Annotated in this window: 27 protein-coding genes; 10 read left to right on the plus strand and 17 right to left on the minus strand. The window is 42.8% G+C overall.

What is annotated here, in order from left to right; translation table 11 throughout:
- Positions 1-2: 2 nt before the first annotated feature.
- The 5 genes from KJK34_RS09860 to KJK34_RS09880 all read right to left on the minus strand — a co-directional run bounded on the left by KJK34_RS09860 (position 3) and on the right by KJK34_RS09880 (position 3065).
- The gene (locus KJK34_RS09860; RefSeq protein WP_223053707.1) at positions 3-1217 is read right to left on the minus strand and encodes a serine hydrolase domain-containing protein; all 1215 of its coding nucleotides are present in this window, start codon (positions 1215-1217) and stop codon (positions 3-5) included.
- Positions 1218-1273: 56 nt separating this feature from the next.
- Positions 1274-1753: a methylated-DNA--[protein]-cysteine S-methyltransferase gene (locus tag KJK34_RS09865; protein ID WP_223053708.1), complete on the minus strand. Its 480-nt coding sequence runs from the start codon at positions 1751-1753 to the stop codon at positions 1274-1276.
- 23 nt (positions 1754-1776) lie between these two features.
- Positions 1777-1977 carry a helix-turn-helix transcriptional regulator gene (locus KJK34_RS09870; protein WP_223053709.1) on the minus strand — a complete coding sequence of 67 codons (201 nt, stop codon included), beginning with the start codon at positions 1975-1977 and terminating at the stop codon, positions 1777-1779.
- Positions 1961-2449 carry a hypothetical protein gene (locus tag KJK34_RS09875; RefSeq protein WP_223053710.1) on the minus strand — a complete coding sequence of 163 codons (489 nt, stop codon included), beginning with the start codon at positions 2447-2449 and terminating at the stop codon, positions 1961-1963. Before KJK34_RS09875 ends, KJK34_RS09870 begins: the two co-directional genes overlap by 17 nt.
- Before the next feature lie 121 nt (positions 2450-2570).
- Positions 2571-3065 (minus strand): DUF1573 domain-containing protein, encoded by a 495-nt coding sequence (locus KJK34_RS09880; RefSeq protein ID WP_223053711.1) that lies wholly within the window; start codon positions 3063-3065, stop codon positions 2571-2573.
- 186 nt (positions 3066-3251) lie between these two features.
- On the opposite strand from KJK34_RS09880, the gene KJK34_RS09885 reads away from it, so the two are divergent.
- Positions 3252-4529, plus strand: a complete 1278-nt coding sequence (locus tag KJK34_RS09885) for a sensor histidine kinase (protein ID WP_223053712.1) — start codon at positions 3252-3254, stop codon at positions 4527-4529.
- Complete coding sequence (locus KJK34_RS09890; protein WP_223053713.1) at positions 4526-5206, plus strand: response regulator transcription factor; 681 nt, start codon at positions 4526-4528, stop codon at positions 5204-5206. Before KJK34_RS09885 ends, KJK34_RS09890 begins: the two co-directional genes overlap by 4 nt.
- A gap of 86 nt (positions 5207-5292) precedes the next feature.
- On the opposite strand, the gene KJK34_RS09895 is transcribed toward KJK34_RS09890, so the two are convergent.
- Genes KJK34_RS09895 through hemA form a run of 11 tightly spaced genes read right to left on the minus strand, consistent with a single transcriptional unit; the run spans position 5293 to position 15144 of the window.
- Positions 5293-5691, minus strand: coding sequence for a c-type cytochrome (locus KJK34_RS09895; protein WP_223053714.1), 399 nt, complete (start codon positions 5689-5691; stop codon positions 5293-5295).
- Between the two features lie 11 nt (positions 5692-5702).
- Complete coding sequence (gene hemB / locus KJK34_RS09900; protein WP_223053715.1) at positions 5703-6698, minus strand: porphobilinogen synthase; 996 nt, start codon at positions 6696-6698, stop codon at positions 5703-5705.
- Between the two features lie 26 nt (positions 6699-6724).
- Positions 6725-7093, minus strand: a complete 369-nt coding sequence (locus tag KJK34_RS09905; protein ID WP_223053716.1) for a four helix bundle protein — start codon at positions 7091-7093, stop codon at positions 6725-6727.
- A 41-nt stretch (positions 7094-7134) separates the two neighbouring features.
- Positions 7135-8040 carry an oxygen-dependent coproporphyrinogen oxidase gene (hemF, locus tag KJK34_RS09910; protein ID WP_223053717.1) on the minus strand — a complete coding sequence of 302 codons (906 nt, stop codon included), beginning with the start codon at positions 8038-8040 and terminating at the stop codon, positions 7135-7137.
- A 40-nt stretch (positions 8041-8080) separates the two neighbouring features.
- Positions 8081-9106, minus strand: coding sequence for a uroporphyrinogen decarboxylase (hemE, locus tag KJK34_RS09915; RefSeq protein WP_223053718.1), 1026 nt, complete (start codon positions 9104-9106; stop codon positions 8081-8083).
- A 14-nt stretch (positions 9107-9120) separates the two neighbouring features.
- The gene (locus KJK34_RS09920; RefSeq protein WP_223053719.1) at positions 9121-9822 is read right to left on the minus strand and encodes an SH3 domain-containing protein; all 702 of its coding nucleotides are present in this window, start codon (positions 9820-9822) and stop codon (positions 9121-9123) included.
- 4 nt (positions 9823-9826) lie between these two features.
- Positions 9827-10489, minus strand: coding sequence for a uroporphyrinogen-III synthase (locus KJK34_RS09925; protein WP_223053720.1), 663 nt, complete (start codon positions 10487-10489; stop codon positions 9827-9829).
- A complete protein-coding gene (locus tag KJK34_RS09930; protein WP_223053721.1) occupies positions 10489-11181 on the minus strand; it encodes a potassium channel family protein in 693 nt (230 codons plus the stop codon). The genes KJK34_RS09925 and KJK34_RS09930 overlap by 1 nt, the downstream gene beginning before the upstream one ends.
- 12 nt (positions 11182-11193) lie before the next feature.
- The gene (locus KJK34_RS09935) at positions 11194-12930 is read right to left on the minus strand and encodes a TrkH family potassium uptake protein (protein WP_223053722.1); all 1737 of its coding nucleotides are present in this window, start codon (positions 12928-12930) and stop codon (positions 11194-11196) included.
- On the minus strand, positions 12923-13891 hold the full coding sequence (hemC, locus tag KJK34_RS09940) for a hydroxymethylbilane synthase (RefSeq protein WP_223053723.1): 969 nt from the start codon (positions 13889-13891) through the stop codon (positions 12923-12925). The genes KJK34_RS09935 and hemC overlap by 8 nt, the downstream gene beginning before the upstream one ends.
- Positions 13888-15144 (minus strand): glutamyl-tRNA reductase, encoded by a 1257-nt coding sequence (gene hemA / locus KJK34_RS09945; protein ID WP_223053724.1) that lies wholly within the window; start codon positions 15142-15144, stop codon positions 13888-13890. The genes hemC and hemA overlap by 4 nt, the downstream gene beginning before the upstream one ends.
- A gap of 228 nt (positions 15145-15372) precedes the next feature.
- Between hemA and KJK34_RS09950 the strand changes: the two genes are divergently transcribed.
- The 8 genes from KJK34_RS09950 to KJK34_RS09985 all read left to right on the plus strand — a co-directional run bounded on the left by KJK34_RS09950 (position 15373) and on the right by KJK34_RS09985 (position 23987).
- Complete coding sequence (locus tag KJK34_RS09950; protein ID WP_223053725.1) at positions 15373-16245, plus strand: helix-turn-helix transcriptional regulator; 873 nt, start codon at positions 15373-15375, stop codon at positions 16243-16245.
- Positions 16246-16358: 113 nt separating this feature from the next.
- The gene (gene hemH / locus KJK34_RS09955) at positions 16359-17390 is read left to right on the plus strand and encodes a ferrochelatase (RefSeq protein WP_223053726.1); all 1032 of its coding nucleotides are present in this window, start codon (positions 16359-16361) and stop codon (positions 17388-17390) included.
- Positions 17390-18730, plus strand: a complete 1341-nt coding sequence (locus KJK34_RS09960; protein ID WP_223053727.1) for an MATE family efflux transporter — start codon at positions 17390-17392, stop codon at positions 18728-18730. The genes hemH and KJK34_RS09960 overlap by 1 nt, the downstream gene beginning before the upstream one ends.
- Positions 18731-18732: 2 nt before the next feature.
- The gene (locus KJK34_RS09965; protein ID WP_223053728.1) at positions 18733-19428 is read left to right on the plus strand and encodes a hypothetical protein; all 696 of its coding nucleotides are present in this window, start codon (positions 18733-18735) and stop codon (positions 19426-19428) included.
- A gap of 4 nt (positions 19429-19432) precedes the next feature.
- Positions 19433-19990 (plus strand): CopD family protein, encoded by a 558-nt coding sequence (locus tag KJK34_RS09970; RefSeq protein WP_223053729.1) that lies wholly within the window; start codon positions 19433-19435, stop codon positions 19988-19990.
- A gap of 4 nt (positions 19991-19994) precedes the next feature.
- Positions 19995-21497, plus strand: coding sequence for a sensor histidine kinase (locus KJK34_RS09975; protein WP_438839208.1), 1503 nt, complete (start codon positions 19995-19997; stop codon positions 21495-21497).
- A 16-nt stretch (positions 21498-21513) separates the two neighbouring features.
- The gene (locus KJK34_RS09980) at positions 21514-22296 is read left to right on the plus strand and encodes an enoyl-CoA hydratase/isomerase family protein (RefSeq protein ID WP_223053730.1); all 783 of its coding nucleotides are present in this window, start codon (positions 21514-21516) and stop codon (positions 22294-22296) included.
- 5 nt (positions 22297-22301) lie between these two features.
- On the plus strand, positions 22302-23987 hold the full coding sequence (locus tag KJK34_RS09985; RefSeq protein WP_223053731.1) for an ABC transporter ATP-binding protein: 1686 nt from the start codon (positions 22302-22304) through the stop codon (positions 23985-23987).
- A gap of 185 nt (positions 23988-24172) precedes the next feature.
- Here KJK34_RS09985 and KJK34_RS09990 read toward each other — a convergent pair whose 3' ends face one another.
- Entirely contained in the window at positions 24173-24715 is a 543-nt protein-coding gene (locus KJK34_RS09990; protein WP_223053732.1) for a hypothetical protein, read from the minus strand.
- Positions 24716-24747: the final 32 nt, after the last annotated feature.

Genomic DNA, 24747 nt, shown 5'->3' on the forward strand with positions numbered 1-24747 from the left:
GCTTATTCTTGTAGTAAAACATCTGCTTCGGTAAGGGCTTTGCTGTTGCCTGCACCCTCATTTGGCTGCATCATACCCATCATTTTATAGGCTTCATCCACATACACATAAAAATCATTGCTATGCGGGTCGGTATCCGTTTGCAGACCCTTAAGGTGCCCAAGCCTTGTAATGATAATATTATCCTGCGGAATTACAATAACAAACTGCCCTAAGTGCCCGCGCATATAGTACATTTTTTTGCCGAGGTAATTGTGTATCCACCAGCCATAGCCATATTGCGGGGACTCACCAAAACGGGGTGTTACCATTTTTTGTACTGATTCAGCCGACAATATTTGTGTACCGTTCCAGTTGCCGTTGTGCAGGAACAGCCTGCCAAAACGTGAAAAGTCGCGGGCATTGCTTGCAATACAGCAATATGCCTTTTCTATGCCATCGGGGTTATCTACTTGCCATAAGGCATCATTGGCTGCGCCCATTGGCTTCCAGAATTTATCTGAAACATATTCTGAAAGCGTCTGCCCGGTAGCTTTTGTTATTACCATACCTAAAAGCTCTGTTGCGCCACTAAGATATTTAAACTCTTTGCCGGGCTGCTCGGTAATATCAAGGCCTAATATTACATCTTCAAGGTTATCATCAAAATAGGCACGTGTAACGATAGAAAAAGGGCTGTAGTAACGCTCATCCCAACTAAGCCCTGATGCCATGGATGAAAGGTCGCCTACTGTCATATCAGCGCCCATGCCAGTGCCGAACTTCGGGTAAAAATCGCTTACCTTCTGGTCGAGGCTTTTAATCTTTCCTTCTTCAATGGCTTTAAACAGGGCTGCCGACACTATGCTTTTTGCCATAGAGAATGAATTGGAGCGGCTGTCTTTGCCGTAACCGTCATAATAGCTTTCGTGCCATATACTGTCGTTCTTTATAATAAGGTAGGCAACTGTTTCAAGGTCTTTATGTGCTTCGGTAAGCCTTTGGGTAGGTTTTACTTTATTGTAGTCTTTATGCAATGCCCAGGGCTGCGCTGTGCCTTTTTCTATTGTCCTGTTGGGGAACTCACGGTAATCATCTAAAAAAGCGGTGGTTTCGCCACGGAAATAAATCGTGCGGACAGCACGCAGCAGGTAATCTACATCAAAAATATACATGAGTATAATGATGAAGCCAAAAACAACAATCAGCCAGAAAAGGAAATTTTTAATGAAACGCATAACTACTGCATAATGGTTATGCAACGAATTTAATTAAAAATGTAATGCAAACGCGATTAAAATAAGCTTTGCTGTATAGGTGGGCATTCATGCTCCAGCAGCCATTTTTTACGCCATAGCCCTCCTGCATATCCGGTTAATGAACCGTCAGAACCTATTACCCTGTGACAAGGCACCACAATCCAAAGCGGGTTTTTACCGTTGGCAGCGGCTACGGCACGTATGGCTTTTACATCTCCCAGCTTTACGGCAAGTTCCTGGTATGAGGTTGTTTTACCAAAGGGTATTTGCAATAAAGCACTCCATACTTTTTTCTGGAAATCAGTTCCCTGCGGGTTGAGCTTAAACGTAAATGCAGTGCGGTTACCATTAAAATAGTCGGTAAGCTGGTTTACCGCTTCCTGCAGTGCTTCCGGAACCATATCTGCCTGTATAGATTCAGCTTTGTTATCGAGCACCGTTATTCTGGCAATACCTGTCGCATCGCCTTCTATTGCGGTGATTCCCAAAGGAGTATTTATATAGGCTGTTTCCATAAGGATAAAATTAGCATTAAATACTAATCGTTCGCTTCCAGTTCAAATATTTCATTAACAGGCTTATCAAATAACTTCGACAGCTTTAAGGCAAGCACTGTAGAGGGTATATATTTACCTGCTTCCAGCGCGTTGATAGTCTGCCTGCTAACCCCTATCTTTTCAGCAAGTTCCTGCTGGGTAAGGTTTAAAATAACGCGCTGCACTTTAATATCGTTCTTCATTACCCTCTGTTTTGTAAAAGCGAAACATCCTGTAGCGGAAAAGAATTATAAAGATAAGGAGTTGCGAGACCATTGCAAACATCAGAACATTCAAAAACACTATTCCGTAAATAAACAAATAACCAAAAAGGATTATGGTATAATTTGCGATTGTAGCCCACGCAAGGCTGTTAAGCCTGATTGTGTTTAGCAGCTCATCTTCAAATTTCTCTTTTGAAAAAGCATAAATTATCCCTGAAGGGATTACTAACAACATCAGCAACTCGTCGGTAATAGAAGTTTCAAGCCAGTAAAAGTCACCTTCGTCTCCCAACAGTCCGGAACCGCCGGCAATTGAAAAAACCTTCGCCTTAAATTCAAAAGTTCCGAACTCGCCAATAATGTATAACAAGGCTAACAATACAAAACTGATGACAAACAAAATCCCGCTTACTTTCTTAAAGCGATAAGGAAATAAAAAATTTGTTTTCATGATTAATAGTATTTATTAATCCAAATGTAAAACAAATTTTCCAATATGTAAAATAAACTTTACATACAAATTTATAATAAAAGCCACTTTAAGTGGCTTTTATTATAAATTGAGGTATAACTTACGACTTTGTTCCTGTTGCAGGTGCCTCTTCATTTTCAGGAGTAAGCACTTTACCCTTAATAATAAGCACTTTCTTTACATCACTATCACTTGTGGTTACAGTAACAGTTTTGTTGAAGCTTCCAACGCTATGGGCATTGTATGTTGCAGTTACATTACCTGTTTCACCCGGCTTGATAGGTGTTTTAGTGTAGTTGGTAGCCGTACATCCACATGATGCCTTTACATTTGTGATCAGGATTGTCTGGTCTGTAGTGTTTTTAAAAGTAAACTCATGAGAAACAGGCTTTCCTTTCTCTATATCACCAAAGTTATAAGAGTCTTCTTTCCAGCTAATCTTGCTTGGCTGGGTGTTCTTTTCTTCGGTAGAAGCAGCTGCTGCAACCGATGTACCGGTTTTAATTGTTGGTTTGGCAACACTTTGTGCCTGGGCAGCTACAGTAAGCATAAATGCACCTGCGGCAGCAAATAAACTAAGTTTTAATGATTTCATAATTTTTAAATTAATTATAGGGTTAATATCAAATTTGTTGTTTTAGCATTACAAATATATTTACTATTGTAAAGAAATATGTTAACCGGCTTCAAAGTCTTGTTAATGACATGTTAATGGTTTGCTGCACATCCTTTTTTATAGTAATATCGGGCAATATATTGTGCAAAGAGCGTTCCAAAGCAAATGAAAGTCAGTAAACTTAACATAATTGTTTTTATAGGTCTTATAGCCATAACGGGGGTTTTAACCATGCAACTCGTTATGTTAAAGGAAGCTTTTATGTTTGAGCGCAAAGAGTTTGCCGAGAAAATTCACTTTGCATTGCAGGATGTGGTAGATAAAATTTACAGTGATAATAAAAGCGAACTGCCTGCCACCAGCCCTATAAAAAAAGTTTCGGACGATTATTATGTGGTGAATGTGGATGATGTTTTTGAAGCTGATATCCTGGAGTATTACCTGAAAAGCGAGTTTGAAAAGGTAAAGCTTGAGCTTGATTATGAATATGCCATTTATGACTGTGCCAGTGATGAGATGGTATATGGTAATTACATAAATGCCGGAGGTGAAAGTAAAGATGAGAATGCACGCTGCGAAAAATGCTTTACCAAAAAAGAAGGGCTTATTTATTATTTTGCCGTAAGGTTTCCGCAACTGCGGTATAACTACATAGCTTCATTACAGCAATACTGGATATATACCGGGGTTTTATTCCTCGTACTGGTAATTTATGTTTATTCGGTGTTTATGCTGCTGAAACAGAAAAAATACAGCGAACTGCAAAAAGATTTTATCAATAACATGACGCATGAGTTTAAAACACCTTTGTCGTCTATACTGATAGCTTCTAACTATGCGGTTAAGCAGGAAGAGATAGAGAACAACCCCAAGCTGAACAAGTACCTGAAAATTATTATTGAGCAGAGCAATAAGCTGAACCAGCACATAGAGCGCATACTGAACGTGGCTAAGGCCGACACCCGCCTAATGCAGCTTGATAAGCAAGAAATTAACCTAACAGAAACGCTGGAGCTGGTAAAAGAAAATGCAGCAATGAAATATCCGCATGCTGCAATTAGCCTGGATACTCCCGAAAACAACATCCCTATTCTTGCAGATGCTTTCCATCTGTATAATATCACTTATAACATTGTGGAAAATGCAGTGAAATATGGCAACAATTCCCCACAGGTGGCCATAACAGCAATAAAAACCGACAATGGGCTTAAAATACTTTTTAAAGATAATGGCCCCGGCATACCTCCTGCCCATATCGATTATGTGTTTGACCGGTTTTACCGTGTACCGCGCGAAAACAAAAAGGAAGTGGAAGGTTTTGGGATAGGGCTGTTCTATGTAAAAAAGATATGCGAGCTGCACGGGTGGAAAATAAGCATTAAGAACAACTTCGATGCAGGCATAACCATAAGCATTGCCATACCTAAAAGCAGTTTAGCATGAAAAAGAAAATACTGTATGCCGAAGATGACAATACACTTGCATTTTTAACTGCCGATAACCTTGAGCAGCATTATGATGTAGTGCATTTTGATAATGGCAAAGCAGCGTTTGACGCTTTTAAGCAGGATGATTTTGACCTGTGCATATTGGATGTTATGCTGCCGCAGATGGATGGTTTTGAGCTGGCTGCCGCCATTCGTGAGCGTGATGTGGAAGTGCCGATAATTTTCCTTTCGGCAAAGACATTGAAAGAAGACCGTATTAAAGGCCTTCGCCTGGGCGCCGATGATTACCTGGTTAAGCCTTACAGCATGGAAGAGCTGATACTAAAGATTGAAGTGTTCCTGCAACGCAGCCAAAAGCAAACGCCGCAGAAAAACAGCATTTTTACGTTATGCGACTTTACGTTTGATGCCGTAAATTATACTATTAGTAAAAACGGGGAAGAAACACAGCTTACCGAGCGCGAAGCGGCACTCTTACAGCTTTTTATTGAAAATAAAAATACTATACTAAAGCGCGAAAAGATACTTACCTCTATTTGGGGAACAGACGATTACTTTATGGGCCGAAGCATGGATGTGTTTATATCGCGCCTGCGGAAGATTTTTAAAGATGATAACCGCATCCGTATAGAAAATATACCGCGTGTAGGCTTCAAGCTTGTTGCCCCATAGCCCCCTAACCCCAATGGGGTGAATCATATAAAGTAACACATAGGCATCTGAAGGCTGACAGCTAACTGCTAAAAGCTGACAGCTAATTACTGAAAACTCATTACATAATCTACCACTGCCTGCATTTCCTCATCGGTAAAATGCTTGGTAATATAAAAATTAGTTTTCATGGTAGCATATTGAGACGGGTCAACTATAGGCTCAGCCTTTTCCCTTAAAAATGCAGCCATGTCGCCGCCTTTTGCTTTATATGCCTTTGCGATTACCTGTAACGACGGGCCTATTGCCTTTTGCTCAGGTTTGTGGCAGGTGTAGCAATTGCCTTTACCATTAAATATTTCCTGCCCAAGCTTTTGTGAGGCAGTCATGTTAGCAGTTGCCCCCTCTGATACTTCAGTTTGCCCTGTAGAGAAATCTTCTTTTTGCTTATTGTCTTTACATGACAAGAACGTAAAAACCGCTATTATAAAAAGTAACTTTTTCATTTGCTTTCCGATTATTTATTTAAAAGTATTGCAGCCTCTTTAGCAAAATAGGTAGAAATAAGGTCGGCTCCGGCACGCTTAATACAGTGCAACTGTTCCAGCATAATCTTATCATGATCCAGCCAGCCCTTTTCAGCGGCAGCTTTTACCATGGCATATTCGCCCGAAACGTGGAAAACACTAACCGGTACATTTACTGCATTCTTAACTTCACGTACTATATCAAGATAGGCCAGCCCTGGTTTTACCATTACCATATCGGCGCCCTCTTCTACATCCTGTAGCGCTTCTTTTACAGCCTCTGTGCGGTTAGCATAGTCCATCTGGTAGGTTTTTTTATCTTTTGGCACCGGCACACCCGATTCTTTAGGGGCACTGTCCAGCGCATCGCGGAATGGCCCGTAAAATGAAGAGGCATACTTGGCACTGTAGCTCATAATACCCACATTGTGATGGCCTGTTTCCTCAAGCGCCTTGCGGATTGCATATACACGCCCGTCCATCATATCGCTGGGTGCTACAAAGTCGGCGCCTGCATCGGCATGGCTCACGCTCATACGGGTAAGGGCATCTACAGTAGCATCGTTAACCACATAACCATTTTCAATAATGCCGTCGTGACCGTATATGCTGTAAGGATCCAGCGCAACATCGGGCATTACTATCATGCCGGGTACGGCATCTTTTATGGCTTTAATAGATTGCTGCATCAGCCCATCAGGATTCCATGCCTCTTTCCCTGTATTGTCTTTAAGGTCGTCACTGACTTTTACATAAATGTTTACAGCCTTAATGCCCAAATCCCAAAGCTCCTTAACCTCCTTTACGGTAAGGTCAAGCGAACGGCGGTATATGCCCGGCATACTTGGTATTTCAACCTTTACATCTTTCCCCTCTGCAATAAACATAGGGAATATAAAATCGTCAGTGCTTATGGTTGTTTCGCGAACCAAAACACGAATGCTGTCATTGGTTCTTAGTCTTCTGTTTCTTTGTATTGGATACATATATTATAGCTTTTAGCTGACAGCTATTAGCTTTCAGCATTTGAATTATTAATTTTCTTAATCAGGCCATTAAGCATTTTCTTAACCTCTTCTAACTCCGTTAAAAGTGTGGCACTTTGTTCCTGATCAAGATAGCTTAGATCAGTACTTAAAATAACCTGATATTCAAGTTCATTAGCTGAACCGAATGCAATCACTAAAAATCTTGCAAAATCTTTATCAGTATTCCTGCCACATCCTTCTGCGATGTTCATCGGGATTGAGGATGCTGCTCTTTTCATTTGACTTGTCAGTCCATATACTTCTTCTTTCGGAAAATTCTTGGTAACCCTATATATTTCCAGGGTAAGCTGATGTGCTTTCTGCCAGACTAAAAATTTTTTATAATCTTTCATGTTTTGTACTTATCTGAAAGCAAATTGCTGAAAGCTGACAGCTATTTTACCCATTCCCTCGGCTCCTTCAAAACCTTCAATAGCCTCTCTTCCTCGCTGCCCGGCTCCGGGTGGTGGTTATATACCCACTGCACGTGTGGCGGTAAGCTCATCAATATACTCTCTATACGCCCGTTGGTTTTTAAACCGAAAAGCGTACCCTTATCGTGCACGAGGTTAAACTCTACATACCTGCCACGGCGTATTTCCTGCCAGTTACGGTTAGCTTCGGTATATTCAATATTTTTTCTTTTCTCCACTATCGGCACATAGGCCTCAAGGAAGCTGTTACCGACCTCTGTTACAAAATTGTACCAATGCTCCATGCTGAAATCTACAGAAGCCTTACAATGGTCAAAGAACAGGCCCCCGATTCCCCTTGCTTCGTCGCGGTGAGTGTTGCGGAAGTACTCATCGCACTGCTTTTTATATTTCGGGTAAAATTCAGGGTTGTGCTTATCGCAGGCTGTTTTACAGGTTTGGTGAAAATGCACCGCATCCTCATCAAACAGGTAGTACGGCGTTAAGTCCTGCCCGCCGCCAAACCAGCTATCAACCACATTACCCTCTTTATCATACATTTCAAAATAGCGCCAGTTGGCATGCACTGTAGGCACAAACGGGTTTTTAGGATGAATTACCAAACTAAGCCCACAGGCAAAAAAATCGACATCGCCCACATTAAAATAAGCCTGCATGGCTTTAGGCAAAGGCCCGTGTACCGCCGAAATATTAACTCCGCCTTTTTCAAAAACATTACCATCCTCTATAACACGGGTACGGCCACCGCCACCTTCAGGACGCTCCCAAAGATCTTCGCGGAATTTTGCCTTGCCGTCAACTGCTTCAAGCCGGGCGGTTATAGAATCCTGTAATTGCTGTATGTATGCGTAAAATTTATCCTTCATTGCTAACTGTTAACTGTCAACCGTTAACCGTAAACTGATTTTATTTATACTCCTTTACTGCATCAATAAATGCCTTTGCATGATCTACCGGAATGTTTGGCAGTATGCCATGCCCTAAATTGACGATATAGCTGTCTTTACCAAACTCATCTATCATTTGATGTACCATTTTTTTAATGGTTGGGATAGGTGATAGTAAACGGCTCGGGTCAAAATTACCCTGCAGGGTTATCTTTCCACCGCTCAGGTAGCGTGCATTGCGCGCCGAGCACGTCCAGTCCACACCAAGTGCCGAAGCCTTGCTCTGCGCCATATCACCCAATGCAAACCAACAGCCTTTGCCGAATACTATCACGTGGGTTTCAGGAGCAAGCGCCTCTACAATTTGGTTAATGTACTTCCACGAAAATTCCTGGTAATCAACCGGGCTGAGCATACCGCCCCAACTGTCGAAAACCTGTACCGCATTTACGCCTGCTTTTACCTTTTCTTTTAGGTAGGCTATGGTTGTATCGGTTATATTTTGCAGCAATGCATGCGCGGCTTCGGGCTGGGAAAAGCAGAAACCTTTTGCCGTATCAAAACTCTTAGACCCTTTGCCTTCTACCGCATAGCAGAATATCGTCCAAGGGCTGCCCGCAAAACCAATTAGCGGAACCTCATCGTTCAGCATTTCTTTGGTTAGCTTTATGGCATCCATTACATAACCCAGCTCTTCATTTACATCCGGCACGCGCACCTGCTCTACATCCTGCGCAGTGCGTATAGGGTTAGGCAGGAAAGGCCCGACATTCTCTTTCATCAGCACCTCTATGCCCATTGCCTGCGGCACCACCAGTATATCACTGAATAAAATAGCGGCATCCGGCTTTACTATGCGTATGGGCTGTACCGTTATTTCCGCGGCAAGCTCGGGTGTCTGGCAACGGGTAAAAAAATCATATTTATCACGAAGCGCACGAAATTCAGGCAGGTATCGCCCGGCCTGGCGCATCATCCATACGGGTGGGCGCTCAACAGTTTCGTTGCGTAATGCTTTTAAAAAAAGGTCGTTCTTTATGCTCATATCGTTATATTAGGTTAAAAACCTGTATTCATTACTCTTTCTTTATACTTTTTATCTTTTACCACAAACACAAGGCAATACCCGCCGGTGCCATCACTATTTAAAGTAGTTATGTATAAAGCATCGGCTGCCTTATCATAATAGGCACGTGTATGTGTAAAATTGGGCTGGTACAGGTTATACAGGGCTTCTTTAGGCAAGGTAACTGTATCACCATTAAAACTTATAGTAACCGAGTTATACTCGGTTGTGGGCATACCACCGTCAGTCCCCCATACCCGTTTATCGTCTATAGCAATTATATATTTGCCCGTTTCATCATATTTAAAAGTATGCTGCTCTTTATCAAAAGGGTTTGTGCTAATTATAATCTCTATTCCCTGTCCTTGTAAAACAAGCTGATGCTCTTTTGTATCAATTGTTTTTAACTCTGTAAATGCATGTATCGGGGTTGCAAAACTTTTATATATATATCCCTGCTTTATTTCATTTCCTGTCATGGTTTCAACGTCTGCCCAGTTGCCATTACTCCCAAAACAAAACATTACAGTGCCATTAGGAACTACATTAATAATACTGCTTTTCGCAGAATTGCTTTCCCTTATATTAACAATAGTATCTGTCGGGTCTTTAATAACCACAAATTCCATAATATCCTGAGCCCAAAGTACCTGGGCAGATAACACTAAGAACACTATGGATATAACGCTATTCAAAAAGCTATTTGTAATAATTAATACACTGTATTATAACATTCTCTATGCTTGGCTTATTGGCAATAACTATGTTACCTGTAACACACTCTAAAGCCTGAGCTGTTGTAGTGCCAATGCAAAAACATACGGCATTACCTATAGTATTTTCTTTTAAAAACCCCTCTACCCCGCTTGGGCTGAAGAACAAAATGCCATTTGGCACTGTATTAATTTTATGAGGTGTTACAATTGTTTCATAAACCTCAGTTTCATTCAGCGCAACCCCGGCTTCTTTAAGCATTTCGGGCAGGGTGTCCCGCCTCAGGTTACCCGAAGAAAAGGTAAACGCTTCATGGCGGTACTTCTCTGTTATTATTGCTGCAAGCGCTTCGGCATAATCGGCTGCGGCCTCTACCCTGCAGCCAGCACGTTCAAGCAGTGCCTTTGTTTTGCTGCCTACGCAAAAAAGCTTTTTACCCGCTAACAACTCCAATCCGCACTTTTCTGCAACAGCCTTAACTGCATTCTGGCTTGTGAATATCAGGTTGTCTGCAATATCCCGGGCAGCAAAGTCTTTATACTTAATCCCGATAAAATCGGCCTCTGTAACAGCAAAGCCTGCATTAAGCAGGTATTGCCGCTGGTTAGGCTGCAGCTTTTTTGCCGAGAGTATCCGGATGTTTTGCATTAGCGGTTGGCACGGTTACAAAACTTACCAATATCTTTATTAAGCCCGAACACCACCAATATGTCATCTGTGGTAATAACGCTGTCTTTGGTTATAAAACCCTCCGACTGGTTTACCACATTTGTAGTACCCAAAATGGTTTTGCGGTCTTTTTTACGGATAATGGTTACCACCTGCAAATGGTACTTTTCCCGAAACTCCAGTTCCTCTAAGGTTTTGCCGTCAAATTCCGGCAACGCCTTTATTTCAGATATACTGTAATTTTTATCTATCGTAAAGTTATCTACTATGCCCTTTAAATTAATTTTGCGGGCCAGCCTTTCGGCAAAATCCTGCTCAGGGTGAATAATGGTCTCTATACCCATGGCGTGCAATACCGTATCATGTATGGGCGAAAGCGACCTGCCGATGATTTTAGCCTTTGTCAGTTTTTTTACTACCGCAGTGGCAATAATAGCTGCGCCCTCATTCTCGCCAATGGCAATAACGGCAAGGTCGGCATCTTTAACGGGCAGCGCCTGGTAAGCCAGCTCATTGGTAGCATCCATGCAAATGGCATGTGATATCTGGTTCTTAACAATATTTACCTTGTTCATGTTGTTATCGATACCGATAACCTCATTTCCGGACTCTGTAAGGTTAACTGCCAGCGACATCCCGAAATTCCCTAAACCGAATATGATAATTTTCATAAAATCCTTTTTTTAGTTAATTAAAATGTTCTCTTCAGGATATTCATAACTATGGGCCTCCATTGTTTTAAGCATACCTATAAGCAGGTTTAAAAGCCCTATTCTGCCCAGGAACATTACAACTATTATTACATATTTGCTGCCAAGGCTAAGGCTTGCGGTTATACCCAGGCTAAGCCCTACGGTACTGAAAGCCGAGAACACCTCGAAAGCGATTTGTATGAGCGAAAAATCTTTTTCAAAGAACAGCAGCATTAAAATACCCATGCCTATCACCATAAGTGATATGCACACAATGGCAAATGCCCGCTTTACAGACTGGTTGTTGATTTTCCTGCAGCGCATTTCTATATTTTCCCTGCCGCGCGCTATTGCAAAAATATTCATAGTAGCAAGCGCAAACGTACTGGTCTTGATACCACCCCCTGTTGAGCCGGGCGAGGCGCCAATCCACATAAGCAATATGGCAAACAATATGGCAGGCATAGACAGCGCTGCAAAATCGAATGTGTTAAAACCTGCTGTACGTGTAGTTACCGATGTAAAAGCGGCAGAGGTTATCTTACCAAATACTGTTTCGCGGGAAAATGTAGTACCCGACTCTGTACAGTAAAAGAAAATAGTTCCTGCCGTTAGCAATATGGCTGTTGTGGTAATAACAATGCGCGAATTGAGCGTTAGCACCCTTACAGGTGTGTGCAGCCTGCGGTTTACAATGCTGTTTACCACAAAATCGCGCACATAGCGTATAAAGTTGAATACTATGTTATAACCAAGCCCGCCCAGTATGATCAGGTGCATTATTACCCACTGAAAAGCATAAGCCTGATTTATAGAAGGATCGCTAAGCCCTGCCGAAAACGTTGAAAAGCCCGCATTACAAAACGCCGACACCGAGTGGAAAATCGAAAAGAATATTTTGTTTTCGACAGCAGATATATCGGCAACAAAAGAATAAATTAATATCGCGCCCACAAGCTCTATACCCAAAGTAAAAGCTACAACACGCATGGCAAACCGCATTACGTTCTGCAGGTTTTCGCTGTCCATAAAACTCCCTACGTTCATACCTTCACGAAAGGTAGAGCCCTGTTTAAAGAAGAATGAAAAGAAAGAGGTAAACGTTAGCATACCTATACCGCCAAGCTGTATAAGGCACAGTATAACGGTTTTACCCATAAAGGTAAAATCGTTAGCGGTATCAAGCACTACAAGGCCGGTAACACAAACCGCGCTTATAGAGGTAAAAAGTGCATCGGCAAAGTCTATCCCTTTTGTGGTGGCATTGGGCAGCATCAGTAAAAATGCTCCTATAAAGCCTGTAATGGCAAAACTGCCAACAAACAAAATGGTTGGGTTATAATATAGCGCATACAGTTTCCGGATAAGGCTTGTAAGCCTCAGGAAAAAGTAAAGTATAAGCCCGGTGTCTATAACAAGGTTGGTATTGTAAAGCCTGTCAAGCTCATCGGCGGAAAGGTAAACAATAGCAGCGCTTATAAGCGTGAGTGCCAGTATAAGCACATTAGCTTTAAGCATTTTTTTCATCGGGGGCTTGTGGGTATAAATATAGCGCGCCACATTAAAGCCTATCAGGGCTATAATCAGCAACCCGAATATTACGGTTTTATTATCGAACCAAGATGAAAGGGTATCTTCAAATCCAAAGTCAAAAATCAGGAATACGATGAGGAGCACATCCACAAAGCCGTAAATTTTTGACAATACATTTGAAATATTCTTAAACATCGCCCTGTTCTTTTTTATTCAGTACTGCGCGTATCTGCTGCATAACTTCAGCACCTCCGTTATCAAGTACTTCCTGTGCACACATAGTACCGAAATCCGTATAATCGGCATCTACCGGCAATGTGCGCTCTATATGTATCTTTTGCTTACCATCTACAGAGAGCAGTACGCCTTCAAATCGAATCTCTCCGTCTAAAAAGGTAACCAACGCACCTATTGGCGCGGTACAGCCGCCTTCCAGCTTTTTAAGGAACTGCCTTTCTATAAATGTGGCTATTTGTGTAGGCTCGTGGTTGAGCTGTGCCAGTGCTTCGCGGCAGTAGCTGTCGTTTTCCATGGCTACGGCTACCATAGCGCCCTGTGCAGGTGCGGGTATCATCCAGTCCAGCGGTTCTGCAAACCCGTTAAAAGTAGGGCTGCTTACTGTTTCACCGTTCAGGAACTCCAGCCTTTCCAACCCTGCGGCGGCAAATATAGCCCCACCCCAGTTACTATCATGCAGCTTTTGCAGGCGTGTGTTAACATTGCCCCTAAGATCGGTTACATTATGGTGCGGATAGCGGTTAAGCCATTGCGCCTGCCTGCGAAGGCTGCCCGTGGCTATAGTAGTTTCGGTAGTATAAAAAGAAGTGTCGCCTTTGTGCACAAGCACGTCCAGCGTATTGGCACGTTGCAGCACGGCTGCCTGTACTATACCTTTTGGCAGGGCGGTTGGCACATCTTTCATAGAGTGTACCGCTATATCCACCTCGCCTTTAATCATGGCAACATCAAGCGTTTTAGTAAAAATGCCCGTAATGCCGAATTCATAAAGCGGCACATCCAGCACTACATCCCCGGCAGATTTTACGGCTACAATTTCGGTAGTATATCCAAGCTGCTCCAGCTTTGCCTGTACGGTATGGGCCTGCCATAGCGCCAGTTGGCTGTCGCGTGTGCCTATTCTTATGGCTTTGTTCATTTTGCAGTATTTTCGATACGGAAGACTTTTTCTATCCATTCGATACTTTCGTCTACCAGTGTATCTCTTTCTTTGAGGTGGTTGGCAAAGTGTGTTGTAATTTTATGGATTATCCTCTGGCTGATAATTTCGGCCTGTTCCTCATCAAAATTACTGATTTTTTTGCGCTGGAAGTTTAATTCGGTTTCTTTTATTGTGTTAAGCTTTTCTTTAAGCGCATTAATTGTAGGGGCAAATTTCCTGGCGTTCATCCAACTAATGAAATCTTCCTCAATTTCTGCTATTATGGCTTCGGCAGCCGGAATGTGACTCTTCCTGCTCTCAAGGGTGTCATCTGTTATCTTCGAGAGATCATCCAGATGCACTACGGTAACACCTTCAAGCTGCTTTACATCATCATCTACATTTTTGGGTATAGAAAGATCCAGTATCAGCAACGGCTTTTTCAGCATCAGTATATCCCTGTCAATAGTTGGGGTTTGTGCGCCTGTTGCCACTATAAGCACATCTGCTTTAGGTATTTCCAGCGGCAGCACATCATAATCTTTTACCAGCAGGTTAAACTTGCCGGCAATTTTCTCTGCCTTGTCCTTAGTGCGGTTAATAAGGGTTATATGGTCATTCTTGGTGTGTTTTACCAGATTCTCGCAGGTGTTGCGCCCAATCTTTCCGGTACCAAAAAGCAGTATATTCTTGTTTTGCACATCGGGCACATTGTTCATAATGTACTGAACCGATGCAAATGATACCGATGTTGCACCCGAGCTAAGACCGGTTTCGTTCTTTATGCGCTTACTTGCCTGGATAACGCTGTTAACAAGGCGCTCTAAAAAAGCATTGGCAAGCCCAAGGCTTTTAGATTCTGTAAATCCTGATTTTATCTGGCTTATAATTTCGAAGTCGCCCAGTATCTGGCTGTCGAGGCCCGAGCCCACTCTGAATACATGGTTAATTGCTTCAGTGTTTTTGTAAACAAAAGCAACTCTCTGAAATTCTTCTACAGTACCCTGGCTGTTATCCGTAAGCAATTTAATTAACTGGAAAGGGTGTTGGGCAAAGCCATATATCTCAGTACGGTTACAGGTACTCACTACCAAAAGGCTTTCTATGCCCTCGCGTTGTGCCTGCAACAGCACATCGTGCCTGCCCTCTGTACTTAAACTGAATTTTCCCCTCATCGCTGCATCAGCCTTCCTGTAACTTATACCTACTGCATAAAAGTACTGGTGCCGCGACACATTATGATTCTCCATATTACTCACTTTCCTAAAAGTATCACAAAATTATTATTAACATTATTTTAAAAATAACGCTGCAGGTTCTTTTTGTGTCGCTCACGGATATTTTGGCACGAATTTGACATGATATTGTCAAATAGATTAAATTTGCAATAAAATCAGCACTTTGCATTAAAATAGTTTAGAACTGTTCTAAATAAAAAATAAATGTAATGTGTAAATTGCTTCTAAAAAAATACCGCTATGGGTACCGGGGAAGAAATACAGATTGAGGATAATTTTTTTGTACTGTGTTTTCAGAACGACACAGATGAAACCCAGCATTTTGAACGTGAAGTGGGTGTTGACCTTATACAATTCCACTTTGGGGTTAAGGGGCGCGCCAAGTTTATCTTTAACCAGGGGCGCTATGCGCTGGACCTGCGTGAGGAGGTATCGTTATTCCTCTACAACCCGCAAAAAGAACTGCCCGTACACCTTGAAATTGCGCCGCACTCGTGGGTGCTCAGTGTGCTTATATCCATTAAAAAGTTCCATAGTTTTTTCTCTGAAGAGGCCGATTACATTCCATTCCTGAGTGAAGGCAACAAAGACAGGAAATACTATAAAGACGACAAGATAAACCCGAGTATGGCCATTGTGCTGAGCCAGCTTTTCCATTTTAACCTGCACCAGTCAATCAAAAAATTGTACTTTAAGGGAAAGGTTTACGAATTACTGAGCCTGTATTTTAACCGTGCGGAAGACCCGAATGCCGAACAATGCCCATTTTTGATAGACGAAGAGAACGTAATTAAAATACGCAAGGCAAAAGATATTGTTATTGCCAACATGGCAGAACCGCCCGGGCTGCAGGAACTTGCTGACCAGGTGGGCATCAACCTTAAGAAACTGAAGATGGGCTTTCGCCAGATATATGGCGACAGTGTATATAGCTTTTTGTTTGATTATAAAATGGAATATGCCCGCAAGCTTTTAGACAGCGGGTCGTATAACGTAAATGAAGTAGGGCTTAAAATAGGCTACAGCACGGCGAGCCACTTTATAGCCGCCTTTAAAAAGAAATTCGGCACAACGCCCAAAAAGTATTTAATGAGTATTAATGAAAGAGTTTAGGAATTATAGCGAATATCCCTAAACAACTCATAAAAAAGCAATAAGCACAGTATCTCGCATGGTTTTTGAGCAGAAGCTGTGTCACCAATAACAAACATTACCTTAAAGAAAACATGAAAGGAGTACTACTTGTAAACCTTGGCTCTCCGGATAGCCCGGATCCTAAAGATGTAAAGCCATACCTCGACGAGTTCCTGATGGACAAATATGTTATAGACGTACCATTCCTGTTAAGGGCATTACTGGTACGTGGCATTATACTACGCAAAAGGCCTAAAGCCTCGGCACACGCTTACAAGCAGATATGGTGGGACGAAGGCTCTCCGCTAATCGTGCTTTCGCAGCGCATGCACAAAAAAGTTCAAGAAAAAACAGATGTGCCTGTTGCACTTGCCATGCGCTACGGCAAACCCTCTATAGAAACGGGGCTGCAGGAACTGCACGACAAGGGTGTTACCGAGGTATTACTTTTCCCGCTGTACCCGCAGTATGCCATGGCTTCTACCCTTACTATTTTGGTACTGGCAGAAGAAATACGCAAAAAGAAATTCCCGCACATGACCTTTACTGATGTGCCTGCTTTTTACAACAAGCCGGATTATATTAAAGTGCTGGCTAAAACCATAAAGTCATCACTGGAAGGTTTTGACTACGACCACCTGTTGTTTAGCTATCACGGCATACCGGAGCGCCACATCCGTAAAACAGACGTAACCAAATCGCATTGTAAAATAAACGATACCTGTTGCGTAACGCCATCGGCAGCACACAAGTTTTGCTACCGCCACCAATGTTATGAAACCACAAGGCTGGTTGTGGAAGAGCTTGGCATACCCGAAGACAAATACTCGTTAACCTTCCAGAGCCGCCTTTCCGGCGACAAATGGCTTGAGCCTTACACCGATGTCGAAATAAACAAAATGCCTGATAAGGGCATTAAGAACCTCGCGGTAGTAACCCCTGCTTTTGTGGCAGACTGCCTTGAAACACTTGAAGAAATTGCCATGCGTGCCAATGAAGACTTTAAAGAGCACGGCGGTGAAAAGTTTTTAGCAGTGCCATGCCTTAATGATAATGAGGAGTGGGCAGGTGTTGTTGCCGACTGGATACAAGAATGGGTAACGGCTGAAACACCGGTAATGTAATGTCAGTCTCCTCTGCCGACCTGGCTAACAAAAGCATCAAAAGCCTGCTGATAAAACAGGCTGTTCCGGCATCGGTAGGGATACTGTTCATGACGATAAATATACTGATAGACACCATATTTGTGGGCCGTTGGATTGGCCCGCTTGCTATAGCGGCATTAACAGTAGTTATGCCGCTTACTTTTTTGATATCATCGCTTGGCATGGCTATCGGTATAGGCGGCAGCTCGGTGCTGTCGCGGGCTTTAGGTGCCGATAATAAGGAAAAAGCGGTTAACACCTTTGCCCACCAGATTATCATGGCTTTCGGGCTGGCTTCGGTTTTTGTAATTACAGGCCTGTTTTTCAGCAACGAAATGCTGTATGCTTTTGGCGCCAACGGCGATATTGCAGAACCCGCACGCATATTCTTTATTCCCGTGCTGCTTGCAGTACCGTTTCAGGCGCTTGCCATGATGGGTAATAATGTGGTGCGTGCCGAAGATAAGGCGCGCCATGCCATGACAGCCATGATACTCTCGGCATTAGGCAACCTCATCATGGATGTACTGTTTATCAAAGTGCTCGACATGGGCATTTTTGGCGCGGCGCTTGCCACGGCAACGTCTTTTTTTATAGCCTTTGCTTACCTCGTGTGGTTCTTTATTTATAAAAGCGAACTGCGGCTTCAGCTAAAGCATTTTAAATGGCATAACAAGCTGGCGGGAGAGATAACCTCGCTTAGCTTTGTAACATTTGCCCGGCAGGGTGTAATAGGTGTATTAGCCATAATACTTAACCATACACTTTTTGAAGAAGGCGGCGAACATGCGGTAACGGTTTACGGCATTATCAGCCGTATGCTTATGTTTATGCTCTTCCCGGTTTTGGGGGTAACACAGGGTTTCCTGCCCATTTCGGGCTATAACTACGGTGCAGGTAACTACGACAGGGTGCGCGAGTCTATATTCACAGCTATAAAATATGCGGGTGCACTTGCTATAGTGATATTCGCTGTAATTTTAATTTTTGCCAAACCAATTGTAGCCGTATTTACAAAAGACCCTTCTGTAATAGAAGATACACCCGGTGCACTGCGGTGGGTTTTTGCCGCTTCGCCCATTATAGCAGTACAACTAATTGGTTCGGCTTATTTTCAAGCGGCAGGCAAGGCAACCAAAGCTTTGTTGCTCACGCTGAGCAAGCAGGGTTTTTTCCTGATACCGCTGGTGCTTATTTTGCCTCATTTTTTTGGTATTTTTGGCGTGTGGGTATCTTTCCCTATTGCTGATATTTTATCTACACTGATAACAGGATTATTCCTTAAAAAAGAGATGGACACGCAATTAAAACAAGTATAGCTATGAAATGCAAACTGCTCCTTTTAGTTATCATGCTTACAGCCTTTATAAAGGTTGAGGGGCAGGACACACTACAGCACGAAAATCTTAAATCTGTAGTTACGTTAAGCCTTTTATCGCCAACAATAACGTATGCCCCCCGGTATAACGCGGGTTATATGTACCGCTTTGCTAACAGGTGGTGGGCAGGCATAGAGGCCGGGTATGGCAATGATGCTACAGCCATTAACATGACTCAGGGTGCCGATAATGAATTCTTTTTTGACCGCTATAAACTTTTTGAAATAAGACCCGAAATATTTTACAGCCTCCGCAATAATCCAAAAATCAAGCACCTCGTTTCGGCAGAATACTTTTACATTCGCCATACCGACACCCAGATAAAGAATATTTACAATACTGGCGGCCCTTTTGAATATAGATTTGAAAGCGCTGATTATAAGCGTATTAAAACAGGGATAAATATAAATTACACACTCCTGTTTTACTTTACCGAAAAGTTTGGCCTGCTCACTAAAACAGGCTTCGGCATAAAGCGCCGTGATGTTAGCTATACTAATGTTAAAAATCCTGTTTATATAGACACGAGCGGTAATGATGACGAGGACTGGTTCGGGATTTATAATTATCTTGAAGATGCCGGCACAAAAACAAATGCAAATTTTAACTTTGACCTGAAACTTTTTTACAGATTTTAATTTGATGGAACCCTACTACGACTATATAAAATCACTGCACCTCATCTTTGTAATAACATGGTTTGCCGGGTTGTTTTATATTGTCCGCCTGTTTGTATATCAAATAGAGGCACATGCCAAGCCATCTCCCGAAAAGGAAATTTTAACCAAACAATACAAGCTGATGAGCTACAGGCTATGGTACATTATCACATGGCCCTCGGCGGTTCTGGCAAGCCTCTTTGCCTTCCTTATGCTGTTTGGTACCCAGCGTGGAGCAGTGTGGCTCAACTTTTCGTGGATGCATGTAAAGCTGGCTTTTGTTTTCCTGCTGTACCTCTACCATCTTAAATGCCACCATATATTTAAGCAGTTACAGCGCGATGAAGTAAAATACTCCACCAACTTTATGCGCTTGTGGAATGAAGGCGCTACAATTATTTTATTTGCTGTTGTTTTTTTGGTAATTTTAAAAAATGCCGTAAACTGGGTGTATGGTGTTATCGGTATTATGGCATTTGCCATATTGCTGATGCTCGGGTTTAAATTTTACAAACGCATAAGGGAAAAGAACAACTCCTGAAAGGATGAAGCAACGGTTAAAGATAAAAAGGTGGTCTTTGCGGGTAAGGATATTCATGTCGATGATATTCATTACGCTTATCGCCTCTCTGCTAATTGCCGCAGTTTCTATTTACCAGTTTGATAAAGAAGCCAAAGATTATCACCAGGACCGAGTTGACCGTAAGGAGAAAGCCATAAAAGAACACATCAACTACATTCTCAGCACTACTACCTATCCGCTTACTACAGAAAACCTGCCACTGATATTCCGCGAGCGCATACATGAGCTTGCCAATATCCACAGCATGGAGATTAACATTTACGACCTTAACGGGCACCTGCTTAAATCATCTAAAGCAGCCTTTTCTGTAGACACGCTGAGCCAGAAGATACCCGACAGGATATTGCGCATTGTGCGCTCTACTGCCGAAAAGCGGTTTGTTGACCTGCTTACTTCCGAAAAAGGGAATAAGTACCGCTCTTCTTACAGTTATATAAAAGATACTAAGTTTAAGCCGCTGGGCATATTAAGCCTGCCCTATATAGAAGATGACGGTTATTATGAAAAGGAAGTAAAAAATTTCATGATACGTTTTGCGCAGGTATATTCGTTCATGCTGCTTATTTCTATAATTATAGCCTATTTCCTTTCCAGTTATATTACAAAATCGTTAAAAGCAATAAGCGACAGGATTACCGAAATACGCCTTAGCAGTGCAAATGAAAAGATAGACCAGAAAGATTCGCCACAGGAAATAAGCCAGCTCGTTAAGGCATATAATCTTATGGTAGATGACCTAGAAGAGAGCGCCGCCAAACTGGCACAGAGTGAGCGCGAGCAGGCATGGCGCGAAATGGCGAAACAGGTAGCGCACGAAATAAAGAACCCGCTTACACCAATGCGCCTTACCGTACAAAGCTTTCAGCGCAGGTTTAACCCTGAAGACCCTGATATCCGTAAAAAGATGGACGAGTTTGCTTCAACCCTTATCCAGCAGATTGATACCATGACATCGGTTGCATCGGCATTTTCGAGCTTTGCCTCTATGCCCGCACAGCAGAATGAAACCATTAACATGGTAAAAATTGTGCAGCTTGCGCTGGAAATATTCAATGAAAGCTACATTACCTTTATTGCATATGAGCCGGAGGTTATTACCCGGATGGACCGCACCCAGTTGATACGCATTATTACCAACCTGGTTAAAAATGCCATACAGGCAATGCCCGACAATAAGCCCGACCCGCTTGTAGAAGTAAGGGTGTACCGCGAAGGCAGCAACGCCCGTATTTGTGTTAAAGATAACGGCAAGGGTATAAGCATGGAAAACAAGAACCGTATATTTGAACCTAAATTTACCACCAAAACCAGCGGAATGGGGCTAGGGCTTGGTATTATTAAAAATATTGTGGAGAACTATAACGGCAGCATCACTTTTGAAAGTGAGCGCGGCAAGGGCACAATGTTTATTGTTACCTTTCCTATAACCGAAGAAGACAGTACTGAAACAACAAACAATATATAACCATAAACCTGAAAAAATGAACTACGAAAACATACTGGCGGAAGCTGAAGGCGGCATAGGTATTATCACCATAAACAGGCCAACCAAGCTAAATGCGCTTAACAAAGCCACAATAGAAGAACTGCATAATGCCTTTAAAACCTTTAATGAAGATACCGCTGTAAAAGTTATAATTGTTACCGGCAGCGGCGAAAAGGCTTTTGTAGCGGGTGCTGATATAGCCGAGTTTGCCAATTTCTCTGTAGAGGAAGGTGAAAAACTGGCGGCCAAAGGGCAGGAACTGCTTTTTGATTTTGTACAGAACCTTGCTACACCGGTTATTGCGGCAGTAAACGGCTTTGCACTTGGCGGCGGACTTGAACTGGCTATGGCGGCACACTTCCGCATAGCGTCAGATAACGCAAAGATGGGCTTGCCCGAAGTATCGCTTGGCGTAATACCGGGCTACGGCGGCACGCAGCGTTTACCTCAGCTTGTGGGCAAAGGCCGCGCTATGGAAATGATAATGACTGCCGGAATGATTGGTGCCGAAGAGGCGAAGGCATGGGGGCTTGTAAATCATGTAGTACCGCAACCGGAACTTGTAGAATACTGCAAGGGGTTAGCGGGTAAAATCCTTAAAAATTCATCGGTTGCCATTGCAAAAGCCATTAAGGCGGTAAATGCCAATTATGAAGACGGCGTAAACGGCTATGAAGCAGAAATAAAAGCATTTGGCGAATCATTCGGTACAGAAGATTTTAAAGAGGGTACAACAGCATTCCTTGAGAAAAGGAAAGCAGCATTCCCGGGAAAATAATATAGATGGAGCAACCCCTGCTGCAAATAAATCAAGTAACCATATCGGCCCGGAAAGAAGGCCAGTGGCTGCCCATTGTTAAGGACAGCGACTTTGTGCTGCACCAAAACGAGATACTGGGCATAGTAGGTGAATCGGGTTCAGGTAAGTCGGTTACCTCACTGGCGGTAATGGGGCTATTGCCCAATGGGATTTTACAGGTTACAAAAGGGGCCATATTGTTTGAAGGAAAAGATATTGCCGCGCTTCCGCAGAAGGAACTGCAAAAAATGCGCGGCAATGCCATCGGCATGATATTCCAGGAGCCTATGAGCTCGCTTAACCCTTCGCTTAAATGCGGTTACCAGGTTGCCGAAATACTAAAGCAGCACACTAAACTTTCTGCAGCGCAGATAAAAACAGAAGTCCTCTCACTTTTTGAAAAGGTAAAGCTGCCCGAGCCGGAAAAGATATACAACCGCTACCCGCACGAAATTTCCGGCGGGCAAAAGCAAAGGGTAATGATAGCCATGGCTATTGCATGCAAACCTAAGATACTGATAGCCGACGAGCCCACCACGGCGCTTGATGTCACCGTTCAGAAAGAAATAATATTATTGCTAAAAGAGCTGCAACGCGAAACAGGCATGAGCATTATTTTCATATCGCATGACCTTTCGCTGGTATCTGAAATTGCAGACAGGGTACTGGTAATGTACCGGGGTGAAATTGTGGAACAGGGCAACGCTGAAAGTATATTTAATAACCCGCAGCACCTTTATACGAAAGCGCTTATTAACTCGCGCCCTTCACTGGATGTGAGGCTTAAACGCCTGCCCACCATTCATGATTATCTTGCGGGCACTGTTACTAAAGCAGAAGTTACACCTCAGCAACGACAGGCCGAACATAGTAAGCTTTATGCACAGGCGCCTTTACTGGAAGTCATTAATGTAGAGAAAGAATATGTTTCCTCTGCAGGGCTTTTTGGTAAGGATATAAAGTTTAAAGCGGTGAATGATGTAAGCTTTACCATTTATGAAGGCGAAACATTGGGATTGGTTGGCGAAAGCGGCTGCGGCAAATCTACCCTCGGCAATGCTATACTTCAACTGGATAAGCCTACGGCAGGCACTATCAAATATCGTGGCACCGACCTTTCACAACTTTCTGCAAAACAAATACGGGAACTTCGTAAAGAAATACAGATCATATTCCAGGATCCGTATTCATCCCTAAACCCGAGGCTAACGGTGGGCCGTGCCATTATGGAGCCTATGCAGGTGCACAAACTCTATAAAAACGACAGGGAGCGCAAAGCAAAAACACTCGAAATACTAAACCGCGTTGGGCTTGGCGCCGAACATTTTAACCGCTACCCGCACGAGTTTAGCGGAGGGCAGCGCCAGCGTATTGGTATTGCGCGCACCATTGCCCTGCAGCCAAAACTGATAGTGTGCGACGAATCGGTTTCCGCTCTGGATATTTCCGTACAGGCGCAGGTGCTTAACCTGCTTAACGAATTAAAGGAGAACTTCGGCTTTACCTATATTTTCATTTCGCACGACCTTGCTGTTGTTAAATACATGAGCGACCAGGTAGTTGTTATGAACAAAGGCCGCATAGAAGAAATGAATGAAGCCGATGCGCTTTACGAACATCCGCAAAAAGAATATACCAAAAAACTGATAGCCGCCATACCGGGGAGGTAACTACGAGTTAAGGGTTGCGGGTTAATGGTCAATCGTTTCGGGTTGAGCGTTCCGAGTTGTTGGTTTTTAGGTTACTGGTTATTCGTAACTTAGTTGTTTTCCCAAATCTGAAATCTGAAATCTAATAGCTGATAGCTGATAGCTGATAGCTAAAAGTAAAAAAGCCGCCCTGAGGCGGCTGGTTCTTAGTTGGAAGAATCCTTTTTCCTGGACTTTTTGCCTTCCTTTTTTTCTGACTTCTTCAGCAGGGCTTTTTTATTTTTAACCCGTTTTAGCTGCTCGTCAAGCTGGCTCATGAAATAGTTGTTCATACAGTGCTTTTTAGCTTCGGTATAATATTCTGTCGCCGACCTGTACATCTCAAATTTTTCATATAAGAGCCCTTTGTAGTAATACATAGTGGCAACATCTATACCCTGCACAGTAAGGCCTATATCAATTACTTTTAATGCTTCATCGAGCCTGTTGTGGTTAATAAGCAGGTTTATGTAATAGTAGTATGTAGTGGTATATTCCTTATCAAGGTATAATGCCATACGGTAGTAATACTCTGCCTGTTTATAATCATTAAGCTGCTCATCATAAATCTGCCCCATAAGGCAATGTGCGCCGGCATGCTCATCATCCGCCGCTATTACATATTGTAATTTTTCAATGCATTCATCCACGTTATACGGGTAATTGTCCCTCGCCTGAATGTACATCACTTCATAGGTATTAATGCCCATATCTGTTATTATTGTGCCTTTCGGCGATTAAT

Source organism: Flavobacterium coralii (assembly GCF_019891545.1).
GTDB lineage: Bacteria > Bacteroidota > Bacteroidia > Flavobacteriales > Flavobacteriaceae > Flavobacterium > Flavobacterium coralii.

Excerpts from the sequence above, each read along its gene's own strand:
- KJK34_RS09860 (WP_223053707.1), bottom strand. The coding sequence starts at position 1,217 with ATGCGTTTCATTAAAAATTTCCTTTTCTGGCTGATTGTTGTTTTTGGC.
- KJK34_RS09865 (WP_223053708.1), bottom strand. The coding sequence starts at position 1,753 with ATGGAAACAGCCTATATAAATACTCCTTTGGGAATCACCGCAATAGAA.
- KJK34_RS09870 (WP_223053709.1), bottom strand. The coding sequence starts at position 1,977 with ATGAAGAACGATATTAAAGTGCAGCGCGTTATTTTAAACCTTACCCAG.
- KJK34_RS09875 (WP_223053710.1), bottom strand. The coding sequence starts at position 2,449 with ATGAAAACAAATTTTTTATTTCCTTATCGCTTTAAGAAAGTAAGCGGG.
- KJK34_RS09880 (WP_223053711.1), bottom strand. The coding sequence starts at position 3,065 with ATGAAATCATTAAAACTTAGTTTATTTGCTGCCGCAGGTGCATTTATG.
- KJK34_RS09885 (WP_223053712.1), top strand. The coding sequence starts at position 3,252 with ATGAAAGTCAGTAAACTTAACATAATTGTTTTTATAGGTCTTATAGCC.
- KJK34_RS09890 (WP_223053713.1), top strand. The coding sequence starts at position 4,526 with ATGAAAAAGAAAATACTGTATGCCGAAGATGACAATACACTTGCATTT.
- KJK34_RS09895 (WP_223053714.1), bottom strand. The coding sequence starts at position 5,691 with ATGAAAAAGTTACTTTTTATAATAGCGGTTTTTACGTTCTTGTCATGT.
- hemB (WP_223053715.1), bottom strand. The coding sequence starts at position 6,698 with ATGTATCCAATACAAAGAAACAGAAGACTAAGAACCAATGACAGCATT.
- KJK34_RS09905 (WP_223053716.1), bottom strand. The coding sequence starts at position 7,093 with ATGAAAGATTATAAAAAATTTTTAGTCTGGCAGAAAGCACATCAGCTT.
- hemF (WP_223053717.1), bottom strand. The coding sequence starts at position 8,040 with ATGAAGGATAAATTTTACGCATACATACAGCAATTACAGGATTCTATA.
- hemE (WP_223053718.1), bottom strand. The coding sequence starts at position 9,106 with ATGAGCATAAAGAACGACCTTTTTTTAAAAGCATTACGCAACGAAACT.
- KJK34_RS09925 (WP_223053720.1), bottom strand. The coding sequence starts at position 10,489 with ATGCAAAACATCCGGATACTCTCGGCAAAAAAGCTGCAGCCTAACCAG.
- KJK34_RS09930 (WP_223053721.1), bottom strand. The coding sequence starts at position 11,181 with ATGAAAATTATCATATTCGGTTTAGGGAATTTCGGGATGTCGCTGGCA.
- KJK34_RS09935 (WP_223053722.1), bottom strand. The coding sequence starts at position 12,930 with ATGTTTAAGAATATTTCAAATGTATTGTCAAAAATTTACGGCTTTGTG.
- hemC (WP_223053723.1), bottom strand. The coding sequence starts at position 13,891 with ATGAACAAAGCCATAAGAATAGGCACACGCGACAGCCAACTGGCGCTA.
- hemA (WP_223053724.1), bottom strand. The coding sequence starts at position 15,144 with ATGGAGAATCATAATGTGTCGCGGCACCAGTACTTTTATGCAGTAGGT.
- KJK34_RS09950 (WP_223053725.1), top strand. The coding sequence starts at position 15,373 with ATGGGTACCGGGGAAGAAATACAGATTGAGGATAATTTTTTTGTACTG.
- hemH (WP_223053726.1), top strand. The coding sequence starts at position 16,359 with ATGAAAGGAGTACTACTTGTAAACCTTGGCTCTCCGGATAGCCCGGAT.
- KJK34_RS09960 (WP_223053727.1), top strand. The coding sequence starts at position 17,390 with ATGTCAGTCTCCTCTGCCGACCTGGCTAACAAAAGCATCAAAAGCCTG.
- KJK34_RS09965 (WP_223053728.1), top strand. The coding sequence starts at position 18,733 with ATGAAATGCAAACTGCTCCTTTTAGTTATCATGCTTACAGCCTTTATA.
- KJK34_RS09970 (WP_223053729.1), top strand. The coding sequence starts at position 19,433 with ATGGAACCCTACTACGACTATATAAAATCACTGCACCTCATCTTTGTA.
- KJK34_RS09975 (WP_438839208.1), top strand. The coding sequence starts at position 19,995 with ATGAAGCAACGGTTAAAGATAAAAAGGTGGTCTTTGCGGGTAAGGATA.
- KJK34_RS09980 (WP_223053730.1), top strand. The coding sequence starts at position 21,514 with ATGAACTACGAAAACATACTGGCGGAAGCTGAAGGCGGCATAGGTATT.
- KJK34_RS09985 (WP_223053731.1), top strand. The coding sequence starts at position 22,302 with ATGGAGCAACCCCTGCTGCAAATAAATCAAGTAACCATATCGGCCCGG.
- KJK34_RS09990 (WP_223053732.1), bottom strand. The coding sequence starts at position 24,715 with ATGGGCATTAATACCTATGAAGTGATGTACATTCAGGCGAGGGACAAT.